Origin of the sequence: Selenomonas sp. FC4001 (assembly GCF_000701565.1) — a bacterium.
GTDB lineage: Bacteria > Bacillota > Negativicutes > Selenomonadales > Selenomonadaceae > Selenomonas_A > Selenomonas_A ruminantium_B.
In genome coordinates this window covers 88854-106692 of the sequence record NZ_JNJF01000014.1, presented here as the reverse complement: position 1 = coordinate 106692, position 17839 = coordinate 88854, and the positions used below count along the sequence as shown (strand labels likewise).

The following is a 17839-nucleotide window of genomic DNA, read 5'->3' as shown; positions in this document are numbered from 1 at the left end:
AGATTCCCCACTGCTGCCTCCCGTAGGAGTCTGGACCGTGTCTCAGTTCCAATGTGGCCGTTCATCCTCTCAGACCGGCTACTGATCGTCGCCTTGGTAGGCCGTTACCCCACCAACTAGCTAATCAGACGCAGACCCATCGCAAAGCGATAGCTTACAAGTAGAGGCCATCTTTAATCAGTCTCCCATGCGGGAATCTGACAACATTCGGTATTAGCAGTCCTTTCGGACTGTTGTCCCCATCTTTGCGGCAGGTTGTCTACGCGTTACTCACCCGTTTGCCACTCGCATCTTTCCAGCACTCAATGCTCGATTTCCACTCAACTGTCCAGTTAAGTTAAGCACTAATAAAAGGTGTGGTGACGACTTCGTCGTCACGACGCTCGAAGTTAATGCCTCAAGCATTCAGTGCTGAAAATCTGCTCGTTCGACTTGCATGTGTTAAGCACGCCGCCAGCGTTCGTCCTGAGCCAGGATCAAACTCTCCATAAAATTTTATGAAAAGCCGATATGGCTCTCAATTACTTTAAGGTTCACAAATTGCTATTCGCAATTTGCGCAAGCGACTCACAAGCGACTAAAGTCGCTGTTCGCTGCTTAAAAGAAATTGCCGATTGCTATGTTGTTCATACCAATCGATGTTTTAATTAAGAAGTTTTTACTTCTCAAACATCTGGCTTTAATCATGTTGCATGATTACTTGCATTGTTTAGTTTTCAAAGAACAATCATCTTGAAGGGGCTGTGCCCTCGCGACTCGTATTATATTACACGCTTTATTATCCCCTGTCAACAGTTTTTTGCAAAAAAAATAAAAAAAGTTCCCGCAAGCTGCTTTAAGCGGCTTGCGGGAAGCAATTAATCCACACTGATACCGGCTCGTTCGTAGTATTCGGCCAGGACCTCATCCGTCTTTTTCCCGGTTCTTTCACCGATTTCGTCGGCCATGAGTTCACAGGCATAGCTGAGGTTGGCAAAGAGGTTAATAAGGCTCTGGTACTTGTTGACCTCCGCATAGCTGCTTTCCATCATTTTCATCTGCTCTAACTGCTGCAGTGCTTCCCGCACGGGACGTTTTACATCATCCATAAGTTTGTCCTCCCTATCATAATCATCCTTTTTGCTTATATTCTTGATTTCCCGCTGAATACCTGCCGCTTAGCAGAACTTTTTTCTCCATAAAAAGGGAATAGGGCCATACATAACGAATACACCCACTATATAGAAATTATCATATGAGTTAGGAGGGATTTGTATGGATGCTTTGCTGTTGTCGCGATGGCAGTTTGCCATTACGACCATCTACCACTTCCTATTTGTGCCGCTGACCTTGGGGCTCACCATCTGGGTTGCTCTATTGGAAACGTGCTACGTGCGCACCCAGCGGCCTCATTGGAAGGAGCCCTGCCGCCAGTTGGTGAAATTTTTCGGCACCCTGTTCCTGATTAATTTCAGTCTGGGCGTAGTCACCGGTATCGTGCAGGAGTTTCATTTCGGCATGAACTGGTCGGAATATTCCCGCTTTATGGGCGACATCTTTGGTGCGCCTTTGGCTTTGGAAGCACTGACGGCTTTTTTCCTGGAGTCCACCTTCCTCGGCATTTGGATGTTCGGCTGGGATAAGCTGTCACCGAAAGTTCATTGCCTCTGCGCCTGGCTGATTGCCATTGGCAGCAATTTATCTGCCTTTTGGATTCTCGTGGCCAATTCCTTTATGCAGCATCCGGTGGGCTATGTGGTACAGAACGGCCGCGCTGAGATGAACGATTTTCTCGCCCTGATTACCAATCCCTATGTGGTCGGCGAATATTCCCATGCCCTGTTCTCCGGCATTTCCACCGCAGGCTTACTGGTACTGGCCGTAGCCGCTTGGAAGTATGTCCATGACAAAGCCTCTCATGATGTCTTTCGCCATGTGCTGAAAGCCGGGGCCATCTATCTGGCTGTCGGTGTACTGGGCGTTATGGGCAGCGGTCATATGCATACGCAATATCTGGCCGAAGCCAATCCCATGAAGCTGGCCTCGATGGAAGCTCTTTGGGAAAATGAAAATCCGGCCCCCTTTGCTGTGGCAGCCGTTGTCAATCAGTACGAGAGTAAAAACGACTGTGAAATCAAGATTCCGGCGCTCTTTTCCTTCATGCTCTACAATAAACCGGAAGGCGAAGTCAAAGGCATCAACACCATCAATGCCGAAATGGCCGCCAAATACGGCAACGGTGACTATCGCCCTGATGTCTTTGGCATGTTCTGGAGCTTCCGCATCATGGTAGGCTGTGGCGGCGCTATGCTGCTGATTGCTTTTGCCGTCGGCGCGCTGACGCACCTGAACCGGCTGGAACAATATCCCTGGCTGCTAAAATATCTGCCGCTGACTCTGCCACTGCCTTTCCTGGCTAATACCGCCGGCTGGTTTGTGACCGAAGGCGGCCGTCAGCCCTGGCTCGTTGTCGGCCTGCAAAAAACTGCGGAAGGCCTTTCCCAAAACATCACTAGTCTGGAAGTCTTCCTGACCATGGCAGGCTTCACACTGCTTTATCTGGTTCTCATTGTTGCCGCACTTTACGTGGCCGTGCGTTTTATCAAGAAAACTTCCATTCCTGCTGAAGGGAGGGACGTATGATGGATTATCAGGTTATTTGGTTTATCCTAATCACCGTACTCTTTACGGGCTTCTTCTTTTTGGAAGGCTTTGACTACGGCGTAGGTATGCTGGCTCCCTTTGTGAGCAAGCGCGAGGAAGACCGCACGCTCATCCTGCGCACCATCGGCCCTGTGTGGGATGGCAATGAAGTCTGGATGATTACGGCCGGCGGCGCACTCTTTGCCGCCTTCCCGCATGTATACGCCACCATGTTCAGTACCTTTTATCTGGCGCTCTTCCTGATGCTCGTTGCCCTGATTCTCCGCGGCGTTGCCTTTGAACTGCGCACGAAGGAAAAATGCCCCTGCTGGCAAAAGACCTGGGATGCCGCCATCTTTATCGGCAGTATCGTACCGGCCTTCCTCTGGGGTGTGGCGGTAACGGATTTAGCGGCAGGCCTGCCCATTGGTTCGAATATGATTTATCAGGGCAATTTCTTTGATTTGCTAAGCCTTTACTCCATCTTAGGCGGTCTGGTCTTTGTGCTGGTCTTTGCCTATCATGGCGCCTCCTTCCTGCAGCTGCGCCTCACCGATAAGGGCCTGCTCTACAAGATTCAAGGTCTGGGTAAATGCGCCGGTGGCTCAGCCGTTATGGCCTATGTGCTCTATCTGCTGCTGACCATGGAAAACACCGACCTGTTGGCCCGCCCCTGCGCTTTGGGACTTTTCCTCGCCACGGCAGTATTCTTCCTCGCGAGCCTTTGCCGCTTTGCCAAAAAGCCGGACAAGAGCAGCTTTATCCTCGGTGCATTGGCCATTGCCAGCGTGACCGTTGGCTTCTTTACCGGAATGTTTCCCCGTCTCATGGTGTCGAGTCTCAATCCGGACTGGAGTCTCACCATCACCAACGCTTCATCCACGGAGTACACCTTATCCATCATGACCGTGGCTGCCTTCGTGCTGGTGCCCATCGTCCTCGTCTATCAGATTTGGACTTACTACATCTTCCGCAAACGGCTCTGTGCCGATGATCCTGTTCACCACTAAACAACGTGACGCATGATACAGAAAGGCAGTTATGATTCCACCACGCTTTAAGCTCTACTTCCAAACATACAAAAAGACGCTGCTGTTGCTTGTCCTGGCCCAGCTGGCCTGCGTTGGCCTTTATGCTGCCGCCATGAAAGTTCTGGCCTCTATAACCGATTCTGTCTTTCTGAAACAAAACACGTTACAGGAAGCAGCACCAGTTTTGCTGGTGCTGCTTTTGCTGTTCTTTTTACGGGAAATCATCCTGTATCTGCAAAAGGGCTGGCTGCGTAAAACCTCCCTGCACTGCCGCCAGCAGCTGCGGAAAAAACTGCACCGCCACATGCTTGCCCAGCCCCAGGCACCTGAGGACAGTCCCAAACTTCTGACTCTGGCCTGCGAAAGTATCGATACACTCGATGATGACTGGCAAATTCTTCTGCCCACGCTTATGGCGCTCGTGGTGGATGTTCCCTTCCTGCTGATGGTCTTTGCCTGCAGCGATTTTCTGACCGCTATCATCTGCCTAGTCACCCTGCCCATTGCCCCTTTCCTGCTCTATCTGCTTAGCAGCCTGACCAAAAAGCGCAGTGACGAGGCCTGGCAGAGACTTGCCGAGCTCACTTATGGCTTTCACGAACTCATCTGCACCCTGCCCCTGCTGAAAATCTTCCGCCAGGCAGACGCGCAGCGCAAAACAGCCAGCCAGCTGATTCAGGATTTTTCCACTGCGACCATGCATGTACTGGAGCTGGCCTTTCTGGCCAGTTTTGTACTGGAACTTATCACCACGCTGGCCATTGCCCTGATTGCGGTAACCATCGGTCTGCGCATGTTAAACGCTGAACTGACCTTTGCCACAGGCTTTTTCCTGCTGCTTCTGCTGCCGGAATTCTATCGTCCCCTGCGCCAAAGCGGCACCGCCTTTCACACCGCCATGAACACCAACACCGCTGCCGAAAAAATCCGGCAGGCACTGGCTGATACGGATGCCAAAAAGCTTCATGAACGCCATGCCTCACTGCCCGTCCCGCCCGCCATCACCATCCAGCAGCTCTCCTTTACCTATCCTCAGCGCCATACGCCTGTACTTGAAAATCTCAGTCTTCAAGTGCCTGCGCGACAAATTACCGTACTCACTGGCAGCAGCGGCTGCGGCAAGACCACCCTGCTCACCCTGCTGGCAGGCATATATCTCCCTTCCGCGGGACAAATCTATCTGGAAGACCAGCTTCTTCACACCATGCATCCAAGCAGCCGCGAAAAACTTATCGGCTACCTGCCGCAAGCGCCCCATCTCTATCAAGGAACGCTCAGAGAAAATCTCCTGCTCTTTCAGCAGGCTCCTGACGAGCGCTGTATTCAGGCTCTGCGTCTGGCACAGCTGGAAGATTTTTTCCATGGCCTGCCGCAAGGATTGGACACGTGTCTGGGCGATGGCGGCCAAAAACTTTCGCAGGGACAGCTAAAACGGCTGGGACTTGCCCGGCTGATTCTCCAAAACAAGCCGGTAATGCTGCTCGACGAGCCGACCTCCGGACTGGATGAAACTGCAGAGCAGGCCATCATCCACACCTTGTCTGTATTGGCAAAGGGCCGCACCATGCTCATCAGCAGCCATCATCCGGCCGTACTGGAACTAGCCGATAAAACAATCCATCTCTCCGAACATTCAGCAAAGGAGGCAGGCGCATGCTAAGGAAAATCTTTTCTCTTCTCCATCCCGTCGAAATCTGCCTGCTGCTCAGCCTGAGTCTCTTTGCCCTGCTTGCCAATCTCGGCCTCTTAGGCTCTGCCGCCTGGCTGATTAGCTCCGCCGCACTCCTGCCGCCCCTTTATGCGCTGACCTTGGGCATCACCGCTGTCCGGGCGCTGGGCATTGGCCGTGCTTTGCTCCGTTATGGCGAGCGTTACTTCACCCACAAAACAGCCTTTGCTGTTCTGGGCAGCCTGCGGCTGCGTCTCTACGATGTGATAAATGCACAGGCAAACATCCCGCAAGCAGGCCAAACGCAGGGAACCATCCTCAACGACCTGCTGACAAAAGCGGATATCCTGCGGGACTTTCTGCTGCGGGGGCTGATTTCTCCCGTGGCCATCTGTCTTGCAACATTGCTCACCACGGCGCTGCTCATGCCCCTGCTCTCCTATTATGTCCTTGTACTGCCTGTACTCTGCCTTTGCCACTGCCTTCCTCTTTGGCTGTCTCCATCAAATGCAGAACACAGCAGCCCTTACCGCAGCCAACTGCTGGATTTCGCGCAGGGCAGCCATGAAATGCAAATGGCTAGCAGTTTGGATATTGCCGCCCGCAAACTCGACCATTCCGCCGCCAACTGGCAGAAGCAGCTGCTAAGCGATAACCGCCAAAGCGACAGAATCGACCTGCTGCTCAGCCTGTTGCGCTTTATGAGCTTTGTCTTTCTCTTTGCCCTGCTGATTGGAAAGGTAAATCAAAATCTTTTAAGCGGCGTCACCATGTCACTCTGGCTGTTGGTCCTGCTGGCCCTCTTTAATGAGTTATCAGCACTTCCCTCTGCCCTGCGGCAGTTCCGTCAAGCGCAGAATGCCGCAGACTGGCTGCAGGAAAAACCTTTACCCACAGAAAAAAACGTAGCGGCAACATCAGCGGCTGCTGACCTGCTGACCGTTTCGGCGCTGACCTTTAGCTATCCGCAAAGCCTGCCAATTTTCTCCGGCCTGACTTTTTCCGTGGCCCCCGGTTGTCATACCGCCATCATCGGTGACAGCGGCAGCGGCAAGACCACCTTGGCTTATCTGCTGGCCGGACTCTGGCAGCCCACGGCGGGAACTATTTGCTATAAGGAAACTTCCCTGCCATCAGTCTGTGCCATTCCACAGGGCAGCTTTCTCTTCTCCGGCTCCATCCGGGAAAACTTCCTGCGGCTGCATCCCGGCATCCTTGAAGATGATATGCATAAGGCTTTGCAGTGTGCGCAATTGAGCTCTGTCATCAGCCAGCTTCCCCAAGGCATCGACACCCCGCTAGGGGAAAATGCCTGCTTTCTGTCCGGCGGCGAACGCAACCGCTTAGCAAGCGCCCTGATTCTAGTCAGTTCCTCCCCCATCCTGCTCTTTGACGAGCCTACCGCTGGACTTGACAAGTCAACTGCTGACCGTCTGCTAACCGCCATAATTGACAAGTCAAATTTGACAAGTCAAACCGTCCTCCTCATCACCCATGACCTGCCCCAGCTGCATCGCTTCGAGCAGGTCATCCGCCTGGGCCCATAAGCTTTGACCCAAACTAAATATTGGTTTTTCCCCTTGCCTATGGTAAAATACAACTAACTATATTATTTTAAGGATGTGACTTTTCGTTGGATAGTTCTGACACAGGTTTATTGTTGATATTGTTATGTATTCTGCTGGTGACGTTGGGCTTCTTTTCCCTGATGGAAACCGCTATTGCCGAAAGCCACCGCAGTAAATTGGAAAAAATGCAAGAAGACGGCAATCCGGATGCAGGCAAAGTGCTGGAAATGCTCGAACAGGATGACCGCATGCTTTCCCTGTCCCAGATTGGCATTACCATGAGCAGCATCTTAATCGGGGTCTGCACGGGTGTAATGCTCGCCCCCATGGCAGCAAAATTTCTGCCGGTTCCACATGCGCAAACATTGTCTTTGCTTGTCTGTGTGCTCGTCATTACCTGTCTGGCCCTGCTGCTCGGTGAATTTCTGCCCAAGAAGACCGCCATGCAAAAGCCCGAAGCTATGCTGCTGAAATATCACGGCATTATGCGGCTGCTGGCCCGAATTACCCGTCCCTTTGTATCTCTGCTCTCCGGCACAGCCAATATGATTCTCCTCATCTTTGGCATCAATCCTCATGCCGCCGATACGGTGACGGAAGATGAAGTCAAAGACCTGATTGAGCAGGGTACGGAAGATGGTACCTTTGAAAAGACCGAACAGGCCATGGTGGATAAGATTTTCCACCTCAGCGACCAGACAGCCTATGCCCTGATGACCCCGCGCACCCAGATGCTCTGGTTGGATTTATCCGATTCCCTCTGGGAAAATATGCGGCTCATTCGGGAAACCCCGCAGGATATTTTCCCGGTTGGGCGTGACAGCCTCGACGATTTCTGCGGCGTGCTCTATGCCAAGGATTTACTCAATGCTACGCTTGCCCATGAGGTGCTGGATTTATCCCAGTACATCCGCAAGCCGCTCTTTATCCCCCGTTCCATGGAAACCTTCCGCGTGCTGAAGCAGTTCCGCACTACAGGCATTCATGAAGCCATGGTGCTCGACGAATATGGCGGGGTTATCGGCTTTCTGACCATGGACGATATTTTGCAGGAAATTGCCGGGGAATCCTTTGCCGCCCACGAGGAAGAAGCTGCGCAGCTGACTGTCCGTGACGAAAACAGCTGGCTGGTGGACGGGCTCTATGACATTGATGATTTCAAGGCGAAATTTTCCATCGAGGAACTTCCCGATGAAGACCATGACCACTACCAGACCATGGGCGGATTTTTGACCTCCTACTTTGGCTATATTCCCAAGGCAGGCGAACGCATTGACTGGCAGGACTTCACCTTTGAAGTTGTGGATATGGATGGGGCACGCATTGATAAGATTATGATTACACAAAAAACCGCCGAAGAAACTGCTGCGGCGGCAAGTGAATAATTCTTTACTTACGGTTCACATCGTGGTGCTAAGACGCCTGGTGGCCGGTAATATCTTTCCTTCGCTGAGACAAGCTTGTCAAACGCTACGGAAAGGTATCACCGGCCACCGGGCTTTTTGCATACTCTTTACATATTTTTGCACACTCTTTTGTGGGCTTTATGTTCCTTTTGTTATTTGCTTATTCGCGCTTATTTGCTGGCTATAATGGCAAATAGCGGGAGGGTGTCAAACTGCATATTTTTGTCAGTGCGAACTTGGGGAGCGATTTCTTCTTCTACCGTTACCTGCATGCCCAAATCGCGCAGGAACCGGGCATCCCACTCTGGACGGCGATGGGTACTGATGCGCAGTTCATCTTTTATATCATTGCATTCCGTAACCAGCTCCTGCCGGATGTTGGCATGAACATCGGCCTGGTCTTCCTTACGAGAGAAGGTCACAAGACCATAGTCGGAATCGAAATTCAGGAGTCTGCCGCCTTTTTTCAATACCCGCTGCCACTCACGATAGGCCTGCATGACATCCGGCAGGGTCCAGGTGAGATTGCGGCTGATGACCACATCGAAGGTTTCAGCGGCAAAATCAAGTTCCTGGGCATTCATCTTGCGAAACTCTGCGGAGCAGCCGGCAGCCAAAACATTCTGCTTGGCCTGATGGAGCATATCTGCTGACATGTCAATACCAGTCACCTGATGGCCCATCCGCGAAAGGAGCACGGCAAAAAAACCCGCTCCGGTGCCGATATCCAATATCTTCAAAGGCTTATCGGCAGCCAGTTTCCCAGCCAAATATGCCTGCCAGGCAGCGGCACAGGGACCGCTTAATTCCTTCTGCCGCAGCTTGCTGAAATCCTCACTGCGTTCATCCCAATATGCTTCAATCAAACCATCTAACTGCTGCTCCCTGTCTCTGCGGGATAACTGCCTTTGTGCGTTATTCATCATCATCCATCTCCCATCCCATTTCCATTCTCTGCTTAATATTTTACCTGCTTTCTTCCAAAAAAATAAGCCCCCCAGGGGGTTATAAAATCCCTTGGGGGCTCAAAAATTTATTCACTTTATCATACCAGATTGATGGCCCAGCTAAAGGTTTGCACCAGCCAGGAACCGATGCTAAAACCGCTGTTGACCTGTTCTGACAGCATGGGTACCTGCTCTACGGCTTCGCCGTTATAGCGGACCACAATATTGCCTACCGGCGTGCCTGCCTTCAAGGGAGCAGATACCACCTTGGGCACATCATAGGCCAGGGAATACTTGCTCTTATCCTCGCCGTTAATCAGCGGGTACGCAATATCCTTGGCGGGATAAACATGCGTGGAAGCTTCCTGTCCATTGGTAACCCAAACCCGATGGCGGGTGCGTTCCTTGGATAACGCCTTGGACAGCTTCACATGGGAAAAACCATAATCCAGCAACTTTTCCGCATCCTTAAACCGGTCATCAGGAGTTGGTGTCTTCATCAGCACCACGATAAGTTCCACACCATTACGCTGTGCTCCGGTGGCTAAGCAGCCGCCCGCGGCATTGGTCCAACCGGTCTTAATCCCCGTCATGCCCTCGTATTTGCCCAGCAGCTTATTGGTATTATGCGCGCGGAAGGTCTTATTTCCCGGCGAAGTCCAGTAGATTGTCCGCTGCTCCTGCTTGACAATATCCCGAAACGCCTGATTCTGCATGGCATAGCGGGCCAGCTTAGCCATATCACGGGCCGTGGAGTAATGTCCCTCTGCCGTCAGTCCATTGGGATTAACAAAATGGCTGTCCTTCATGCCCAGTTCCTCGGCCTTGCCATTCATAATATTGGCAAAGGAGGATACACTGCCTGCCATGGATTCTGCCAAGGCCACAGCCGCACCATTATCCGATTCGAGCAACATGCCATTCAGCAGCTCATCCGTGCGGATGGTTTCTCCGGGCAGCACGCCTAAAGGTGACGATTCCGTGTAAGCTGCCGCAGGGGACATGACAATCTGGGAACGCAGATTCATCTGCTCTAGCGCCAAAATTCCCGTCAGCATCTTGGTCATGCTGGCCGGGTACATGCGCGCGTCGGCGTTTTTCTCCCAAATTACCCGGCCTGTGGAAGCCTCCACGATAATGGCCGATTGGGCAGTAATCTCCGGCTCGCCGCCTTCTCCGGCCGCTACCGGCAGCTGTACCGACAGCATGCAGGCAACCAGCAGCAAAGTTGCAATCTTATGCCAGAATTTCAAAGTACCTATCTCCCTTAATCTATAGCAAAAATAAAAAACTAATAAGGCTCTCCCAAAGGAAAGCCTTATTAGTATAGCACGTTATGGCCTTTTATGCATGAATTTTTTTCATGTTTATGATGATGTAATTACATCATGCCCGGCATGCCCATGCCCGGAGCACCGCCAGCCGGCATAGCCGGTTTTTCTTCCGGCTTGTCAGCAACCAGCGTTTCCGTGGTCAGAACCATGGAAGCGATGGAAGCAGCGTTCTGCAGAGCGGAGCGCGTAACCTTAGCCGGGTCAACGATACCAGCTTTGATCATGTCAACGTATTCATTCTTGAGGGCGTTGAAGCCGATGCCGTCGCCAGCCTTCTTCACTGCTTCAACAACTACAGAACCTTCGAGACCAGCGTTGTCCGCAATCTGACGAACCGGTTCTTCGATAGCACGGCGAACGATGTTTACGCCAACCTTTTCGTCGCCTTCCACGTTGATTTTGTCGAGTGCCGGCAGAATGTCGATGAAGGTCGTGCCGCCACCAGCTACGATACCTTCTTCAACAGCAGCGCGGGTTGCGTTGAGGGCATCTTCGATGCGGTATTTCTTGTCCTTCATTTCCACTTCGGTAGCAGCACCGATTTCGATAACAGCAACGCCGCCAGCCAGTTTAGCCAGACGTTCCTGCAGTTTTTCCTTGTCGAAGTCAGAAGTCGTTTCAGCAATCTGCTTCTTAATCTGAGCTACGCGAGCTGCGATAGCGTCCTTATCGCCTACACCATCAACAATCGTGGTTTCTTCCTTCGTGGAACGAATCTGACGAGCGCGGCCGAGGTCGTCAAGCGTTACGCTGTCGAGTTTGCGGCCCAGTTCTTCGCTGATAACCGTACCACCCGTGAGGATAGCGATATCTTCGAGCATAGCCTTGCGGCGGTCACCGAAGCCAGGAGCCTTCACAGCCAGAGCCTTGAAGGTGCCGCGGAGCTTGTTGACAACAATCGTCGTCAGAGCTTCGCCATCAACATCTTCAGCGATAACAGCCAGCTGCTTGCCCTGTTTTACAACCTGTTCCAGAATCGGCAGGATGTCAGCAATAGCGGAAATCTTGCGATCCGTAATCAGGATGTACGGATCATCGAGAACAGCTTCCATCTTGTCCGTATCCGTTACAAGGTACGGGGAGATGTAGCCGCGGTCGAACTGCATACCTTCCACAACGGAGAGGTTCGTAGCCATGGATTTGGATTCTTCAACGGTGATAACGCCGTCCTTACCAACTTTTTCCATAGCTTCAGCGATGAGTTCGCCCGTTTCTTCGTTAGCGGAAGAAATCGTAGCAACCTGAGCGATGTCAGCTTTGCTTTCAATCGTCTTAGCCTTGGACTGGATTTCGTCAACCAGAGCAGCTACAGCCTTGTCGATACCCTTTTTGATGATCATCGGGTTTGCGCCAGCAACAACGTTGCGCATACCTTCACGAATCATAGCCTGTGCGAGGAGCGTTGCCGTCGTCGTACCGTCACCAGCGATATCGTTGGTCTTGGTAGCAACTTCTTTCACGAGCTGTGCGCCCATGTTTTCGAACGGATCTTCGAGTTCGATGTCGCGGGCAATCGTTACACCATCGTTGGTGATGGTCGGAGCGCCGAATTTCTTTTCGAGCACTACGTTACGGCCTTTCGGGCCAAGGGTTACTTTTACGGCGTTAGCCAGTGCATCAACACCGCGGCCCAGAGCGCGGCGAGCTTCTTCGTCAAACAGAATCTGTTTAGCCATTTATATTACCTCCAGAAAATACGCTTATTAGAGAATTGCCAGAATATCGCTTTCGCGGACAATCAGGTATTCCTTATCGTCAACTTTAACTTCGGAACCGGAGTACTTGGAGAAAACAACCGTGTCGCCAGCTTTTACTTCCATAGCAGCGCGCTCACCGTTTTCCAGAAGTTTGCCTGTACCTACAGCTACAACCGTGCCCTTCTGGGGCTTTTCTTTAGCCGTATCCGGCAGTACAATCCCGCTGGCGGTCTTTACATCGCCTTCAGCAACTTCGATGACAACTCTTTCGCCCAATGGCTTAATCATAGGTATCTTCCTCCTATATTATGAAATACGTCGTTAGTTTGTTAGCACTCAAACATCCCGAGTGCTAAGCACAGTTCTTATAGTACCTTTTTTTAGTCAAAATGTCAAGTTGTTATGCTAAAAAAGTCAAAAAAACAAAGTTTATTTCCCACAGCTGTTCGTTGCGCTTAATGCTCAAAAAAAGTATAATGAAAGGGTGATTGAAAATCTCTTAGGGAGTGTCTTATTTTTATGAATCTTTCCAACACGGCCCTGGGCAAAATCGTCGCCCTCACTTTTTTCGGTACAATCCTGACCGTCCTGATTGCCGGCGGCATTTCTGTAACGGTCACCAATCAGAATAAAATCATCATGGGTGTACAGGCCCATGGCACCACCATTGCGGGCATGAGCAAAAGCGAAGCCCATAAATACTTCGCGAGCCTTGCCGCCAGCAAATTGCAGCGCAAAGCAGCCGTACTCACGTATAAGGAACGAAATTTCCAGATTGACCCGGCGGACATCAACCTGCATGGCAACGTGGATGAAGCCGTGGAAGCCGCCTACAGCATTGGCCGCAAGGGAACGGCTGTCGAAAATCTCATCAGCCAGATGTGGTGTGCCATCTTCGGAGCCACTGTCACCATGGATGCCAGCTTTGATGAGCAGCTGCTCCAAAACAAGCTGCTGCAGATAAAAACCGCCATTGATACCCCGCCGATAAACGGCACCGTCACCCTGCAGGCAAACGGCAGTATCCAAAAAACAGCTGCCGTCACCGGACTGACTTTGGATATCGCGCCTCTAGCCGAGGAAATGACGCCGGATTTCAAATCCCTCAATCTCACGGTGCGCAAGGAACTTGTCCCTGCCGAGCAGCCGCCCTTTGTCCAGAATAGTGATTTAGCAGCCATCGATGGTGTCTTAGGCTCCTATACCACCAGCTTTTATCCCGGTGACCGCGGCGATAACATTGGCCTGGCCGCCAGCCATCTGCAGGGCGCATTAATCCGCAGCGGCTCCACACTTTCCTTTAACTCTATTGTAGGCCCCCGCACTTATGACGCAGGTTACAAGAACGCCGGCGTTATCGTCTACGGCCAGCACGCTATCGATGTGGGTGGCGGTGTCTGTCAGGTAAGTTCCACACTTTACAACGCGATTTTGCTGGCAGGCCTTACGCCTGTGGAACGCACAGGTCACTTTGCTTCCTCTGCCTATGTTCCGGCAGGACGGGATGCCACCGTGGCAGACGGTCTCATCGACTTCGTCTTCCGCAATCCCCTGCCCCATCCCGTCTACCTCACCATCGCCAACAGCGGCAATACTCTGACCATTTACGTTCTGGGCACCAAAGCTGACTTGGGCGGCAAGAGCATTGCTCTGGTCACGGAAGGCAGCACCATGCGCCCGTCCCTCTACCGCCTTTGGATGAAAAACGGCGAAGTTGTTGACCGGGAATACCTCCACACAGATGCTTACGAACCATTAAAGCATACCTAATCCATTCAGGTTCATTTATCACAACTAACAATAAAGGCCGGTGCAACTATTTCTGTAATGTTTGACGCGAAGCGTCTCAGTGAAAGAAATAGTTGCACCGGCCTTTTACGAGCTTTGCTTAATATTTAGATGTCAACCAACAGCTTAGCAGATTCCCGTCAGCATATAGAAGATAATGCACAGGAACGGAACCAAGAACTTCATGCCCATAATCATGGCAATGTCAAAGTAAGATTCCTTATGGGACAGACCGCAGATAGCCAGCAGAGTTACCAGTGCGCCGCAATGCGGAACCGGGTCGATACCTACGGAAGCTACCGCCACGATACGATGGAGAACCTCCAAGGGAATCCCTGCGGCGATGGCCATGGATGCCCACTGGTCACCCAACGCCGACAGAGCAATGGTCAAACCACCGGAAGCAGAACCAGTAATGCCGCACATGATATTCGTGGTAATAACCGCCGACAGCAGCGGGCCAAAGGAAGCGGCAATGCCCACCAGCCATTCCGTCACAGGCGCAAAACCTGGCATAGCGGTAATAACGCAGCCGAAGGCATAGCCGGAAGCAACATTGAGCGCAGCAGAGCCAGAGGACAGTGCCGCATAGTTGACGGTTGGCAGGAAACCATCGGTGACTTTCAACCGTTTGCGGCCGATGTAGGCAGCGGCAATACTGCTAAGAATCAAAGCCACGCTGATAGACCAGATGGCCGAAACCTTACCTACATGAGAAGCCAGTAGTGTCAACTTCAAGGGCACAAAGGCAGCCAGACTTTCCTCATTCCAATGGAAGCCCCATTCCCAACCAAAGGGATTCGAGAGAATCACATTGATGACAATAACCATAAGCAGGGGAACCATTGCCCAATACCAGGGAATATTAATTTTCGGATTGCGTTTCTTACGTCCGTCACTGCCATGGTCACCATAACCTTCTCCCTGTGCCTGCAAATGTTTTGCCCTTCGGCCAATCCAGCCCCAGCCAATCAGCAAGAACAACAGGGAAGCAAACAAGCCGATGCCCGGTGCCGCCCAGGTACTTGTCTGAAAATATGAGGACGGAATAATATTCTGAATTTGCGGTGTGCCGGGCAACGATACCATGGCAAAGGAGAAGATACCAACCCAAAGCGCCGCCGGCAGCAACCGCTTGGGAATGTCCGCCTTCTTAAACACCACCGCACCAAAGGGATACATAACAAAGGCCACCACGAATACGGAGAGCCCGCCATAAGTCAAAGCCCCGCAGCCCATCAATACCGCCAGAATTGCCCGCTTTTCCCCAAGCACATCCACAATCTTGCCGGCGATGGCCGAAGCCAGTCCCCCTTTTTCCATCAGCTTAGCGAACACTGCCCCGAAAAGGAATACGGGATAATATGTCTTCACATACTCCGCTAATCTGGTCATATACAGCTCGCTGTACACCGGCAGTATATCAAACATACTGGCCAGCGCCGCCAGCCCCGCGAAAAACGGTGCAATCAGAATAATTGACCAACCGCGGTAAGCAAAATACATAAGTCCTAAAAGTGCTAATCCAATACAAAGTGCTTCCATGGTGTCCAAAGACTCCCCTCAAATTATTATCCACTATCCCCGATAGTCATGGGAACACGTCCCCTATGTAAATGGAAAAAAATAAGCTCCGATAAAGCTATCGGAGCTGCTGCAAGAACGCAGACAATCCATAGAACTGAATGAAATGTATGAGCATTTCTTCCTGTCAGATAAAACCGACAGGAAAAACCTTTCGACGAAATAGGCAAAATAATAGCTCTTCCCGCGTAGGGAAGAGCTCATTTACGCTACTCGAAAATACCCACACTAACCCAGGTTCTAAAAACTTTTCAGTACCGATAAATCTCCATCCCCATCACTCGCAGGTCAAACGGCGATTGTTAATCAGGCAGTTCTCCTGGCTCCAGATCAACATTTATCTGCGCCTTCCCAGGATGAACTCCCAGTGACATAACTATGCAGATAAACTCCCTGTTACAGTGGCGGGACCGCGCCGGCTTATACCGGCTTCCCTATTAAGTCTAAGACACCTGACCCAACCATATTCGATTGTGCTTTCGTTTACAGTATGTATATTAGCATAAATTTTCTTTATTGTCAACGCAATAAATAATTTTCATCTCAGCCAATATACGTTACTTCATTGCCCTTGATGGTGGTGATGTTCCGATTGGGCAGACCATCCGGCATATCCGGATAACCCAGACTGATGGAACCGAAAACCCATTCGTCATCCTTCATGCCGAGTTCATGGAGATAGTCCAGCAGCACCGGATTATCCTGCAGCCAGCGCAGCTGGTTTATCCAGCAGGCGCCCAAGTCCAACGCATTGGCTGCCAACAGCATATTCTCCATGGCGGCACAGCTATCCGCCATATTGTTGCCATAGTCCTTCTTATTGGCTACGACAATCAGCACCGGGGCATTGTACTTGAAGACGTAATTCCCCTTCTTGGACAGCTTGATAGCGCCGCCGATATTGGCTTCATTTTCCGGCGTAATCTCCATCTTGGCAAATTCAGACTGCACCAATTCCACCAATTTATTCAGCACCGCCGCATCGCGAATCACCAAAAAATGATTCGTATTCTTGCTCTTACCGCTGGGTGCCCGGCGGCCTGCTTCGATAACTTTCTCCAGCAGGGACGACTCCACCATCGTGGGCTTAAATTTACGGGTGCTATGCCGGGTCGCAATTACTTCTAAGATTTCTTCCTTCATGATTACCACCTTTACTCTGGGAACTTACGTACATTGTAGGATTCCTTGATTTTTACCGCCAGTTCATCCAAGGTAATGCCGCCAATGGATTCCACTGCGGCAAGCACTGCCCCTTCCACCAACGGACAGTCCAACATTCTTACCTTGCTGTCATCCTTGTCCTCGATAACGATTTCCGTGGTCATTACGGCACTGCCCATATCCATGAGCACGGCCACACCGTCATCGGAGTACACTTCATCGATAGCGTCGCTTATCTTGCTATAGCTTGTCCCCAGGCCGCCATCATCCAGTCCCCCTGCTGCCACTAACGGCGCATTGGGAGCCATCATCTTAGCGATTTCCACAACTCCTGCTGCCAATTTTTCGCTATGTGATACGATTACTATCCCGACCAAATTACTCACCCCACCGTGAAGACTTTCCTTACAAACATTTTTCGATTTCCTGCAGCATATACAGGGAAGACGTAGCTCCCGGGTCCTGATGGCCAATGCTGCGCTCACCCAGATAGCTGGCCCGCCCCTTCGTGGCGATAATGGTCTTGGTGTATTCCACACCTTTGGCAGCCGCCTCAATGGCCTTGGACAGAGCATCCTTGAGTTCGTCACCGCCATCAATTGCCTCAGACAAAGCCTTATAGGCCGGGCACAGGGCATCGAGCATGGTCTTTTCTCCCTCTTCGCTCTTGCCCCGCATCTTGATGCCGCCGATAGCGGCCTCCATGGCCACGGCAAATTCTGCGGCAGTAGCTTCCGTCTTGCCCTTCAACGCATTGCCAGCCTTCATAAAAGCTGTGCCATAGAGCGGGCCGGAAGCGCCGCCCACATTGGAAACCAGCTGCATGCCCGTTCCCTTCAGCAGGCCGCCGATATCGCCGCCTTCCAGTTCCGGCAGTTTTTCCAGCACCGACTTAAAGCCCCGTGCCAGATTGATACCGTGGTCACCATCACCGATTTCATTGTCCAGTTGTGTTAAAAAATCTTTTTCTGTTTCCATCCGTGCTGCAATAGCCCGGATGATTTCTGCTGCTTTTGCTGTGTCTAACAT

15 protein-coding genes, 1 rRNA gene and 1 riboswitch are annotated in these 17839 nt (G+C 51.5%); of the genes, 6 read left to right on the top strand and 10 right to left on the bottom strand.

The annotated features are described in order from the left end of the window. A 16S ribosomal RNA gene (locus T320_RS07545) occupies positions 1-492 on the bottom strand; the annotation flags it as partial. Between the two features lie 365 nt (positions 493-857). Next, entirely contained in the window at positions 858-1088 is a 231-nt protein-coding gene (locus T320_RS07540) for a hypothetical protein (RefSeq protein ID WP_026760365.1), read from the bottom strand. A 166-nt stretch (positions 1089-1254) separates the two neighbouring features. Between T320_RS07540 and T320_RS07535 the strand changes: the two genes are divergently transcribed. The 5 genes from T320_RS07535 to T320_RS07515 all read left to right on the top strand — a co-directional run bounded on the left by T320_RS07535 (position 1255) and on the right by T320_RS07515 (position 8275). Continuing rightward, positions 1255-2622: a cytochrome ubiquinol oxidase subunit I gene (locus T320_RS07535; protein WP_037354483.1), complete on the top strand. Its 1368-nt coding sequence runs from the start codon at positions 1255-1257 to the stop codon at positions 2620-2622. Next, entirely contained in the window at positions 2622-3632 is a 1011-nt protein-coding gene (gene cydB, locus T320_RS07530) for a cytochrome d ubiquinol oxidase subunit II (protein WP_037354481.1), read from the top strand. The genes T320_RS07535 and cydB overlap by 1 nt, the downstream gene beginning before the upstream one ends. 31 nt (positions 3633-3663) lie before the next feature. Beyond that, a complete protein-coding gene (cydD, locus tag T320_RS07525; RefSeq protein ID WP_051608659.1) occupies positions 3664-5313 on the top strand; it encodes a thiol reductant ABC exporter subunit CydD in 1650 nt (549 codons plus the stop codon). Further along, positions 5307-6869: an amino acid ABC transporter ATP-binding/permease protein gene (locus tag T320_RS07520; RefSeq protein WP_037354478.1), complete on the top strand. Its 1563-nt coding sequence runs from the start codon at positions 5307-5309 to the stop codon at positions 6867-6869. The genes cydD and T320_RS07520 overlap by 7 nt, the downstream gene beginning before the upstream one ends. Before the next feature lie 86 nt (positions 6870-6955). After that, complete coding sequence (locus tag T320_RS07515) at positions 6956-8275, top strand: hemolysin family protein (protein WP_037354476.1); 1320 nt, start codon at positions 6956-6958, stop codon at positions 8273-8275. Positions 8276-8466: 191 nt separating this feature from the next. Here the strand turns inward: T320_RS07515 and T320_RS07510 are convergent, their stop codons facing one another. The 4 genes from T320_RS07510 to groES form a co-directional block, all read right to left on the bottom strand. Further along, positions 8467-9225, bottom strand: coding sequence for a class I SAM-dependent methyltransferase (locus T320_RS07510; RefSeq protein ID WP_231465865.1), 759 nt, complete (start codon positions 9223-9225; stop codon positions 8467-8469). Positions 9226-9341: 116 nt separating this feature from the next. Continuing rightward, on the bottom strand, positions 9342-10496 hold the full coding sequence (locus T320_RS07505; RefSeq protein ID WP_037354474.1) for a D-alanyl-D-alanine carboxypeptidase family protein: 1155 nt from the start codon (positions 10494-10496) through the stop codon (positions 9342-9344). Between the two features lie 128 nt (positions 10497-10624). After that, the gene (groL, locus tag T320_RS07500) at positions 10625-12253 is read right to left on the bottom strand and encodes a chaperonin GroEL (RefSeq protein WP_026760358.1); all 1629 of its coding nucleotides are present in this window, start codon (positions 12251-12253) and stop codon (positions 10625-10627) included. Between the two features lie 27 nt (positions 12254-12280). Continuing rightward, positions 12281-12562, bottom strand: coding sequence for a co-chaperone GroES (groES, locus tag T320_RS07495; RefSeq protein WP_026760357.1), 282 nt, complete (start codon positions 12560-12562; stop codon positions 12281-12283). Positions 12563-12793: 231 nt separating this feature from the next. Here groES and T320_RS07490 point away from each other — a divergent pair, with 231 nt between their 5' ends. Next, a complete protein-coding gene (locus T320_RS07490) occupies positions 12794-14044 on the top strand; it encodes a VanW family protein (protein ID WP_051608657.1) in 1251 nt (416 codons plus the stop codon). Positions 14045-14188: 144 nt separating this feature from the next. On the opposite strand, the gene T320_RS07485 is transcribed toward T320_RS07490, so the two are convergent. The 4 genes from T320_RS07485 to dhaL form a co-directional block, all read right to left on the bottom strand. Further along, positions 14189-15607 (bottom strand): GntP family permease, encoded by a 1419-nt coding sequence (locus tag T320_RS07485; RefSeq protein WP_037354510.1) that lies wholly within the window; start codon positions 15605-15607, stop codon positions 14189-14191. 330 nt (positions 15608-15937) lie between these two features. Next, a riboswitch (cobalamin riboswitch) is annotated at positions 15938-16117 on the bottom strand. 72 nt (positions 16118-16189) lie between these two features. After that, the gene (locus T320_RS07480; RefSeq protein WP_037354470.1) at positions 16190-16789 is read right to left on the bottom strand and encodes a nitroreductase; all 600 of its coding nucleotides are present in this window, start codon (positions 16787-16789) and stop codon (positions 16190-16192) included. An 11-nt stretch (positions 16790-16800) separates the two neighbouring features. After that, entirely contained in the window at positions 16801-17196 is a 396-nt protein-coding gene (gene dhaM / locus T320_RS07475) for a dihydroxyacetone kinase phosphoryl donor subunit DhaM (protein ID WP_369793435.1), read from the bottom strand. 19 nt (positions 17197-17215) lie between these two features. Continuing rightward, entirely contained in the window at positions 17216-17839 is a 624-nt protein-coding gene (dhaL, locus tag T320_RS07470) for a dihydroxyacetone kinase subunit DhaL (protein WP_037354466.1), read from the bottom strand.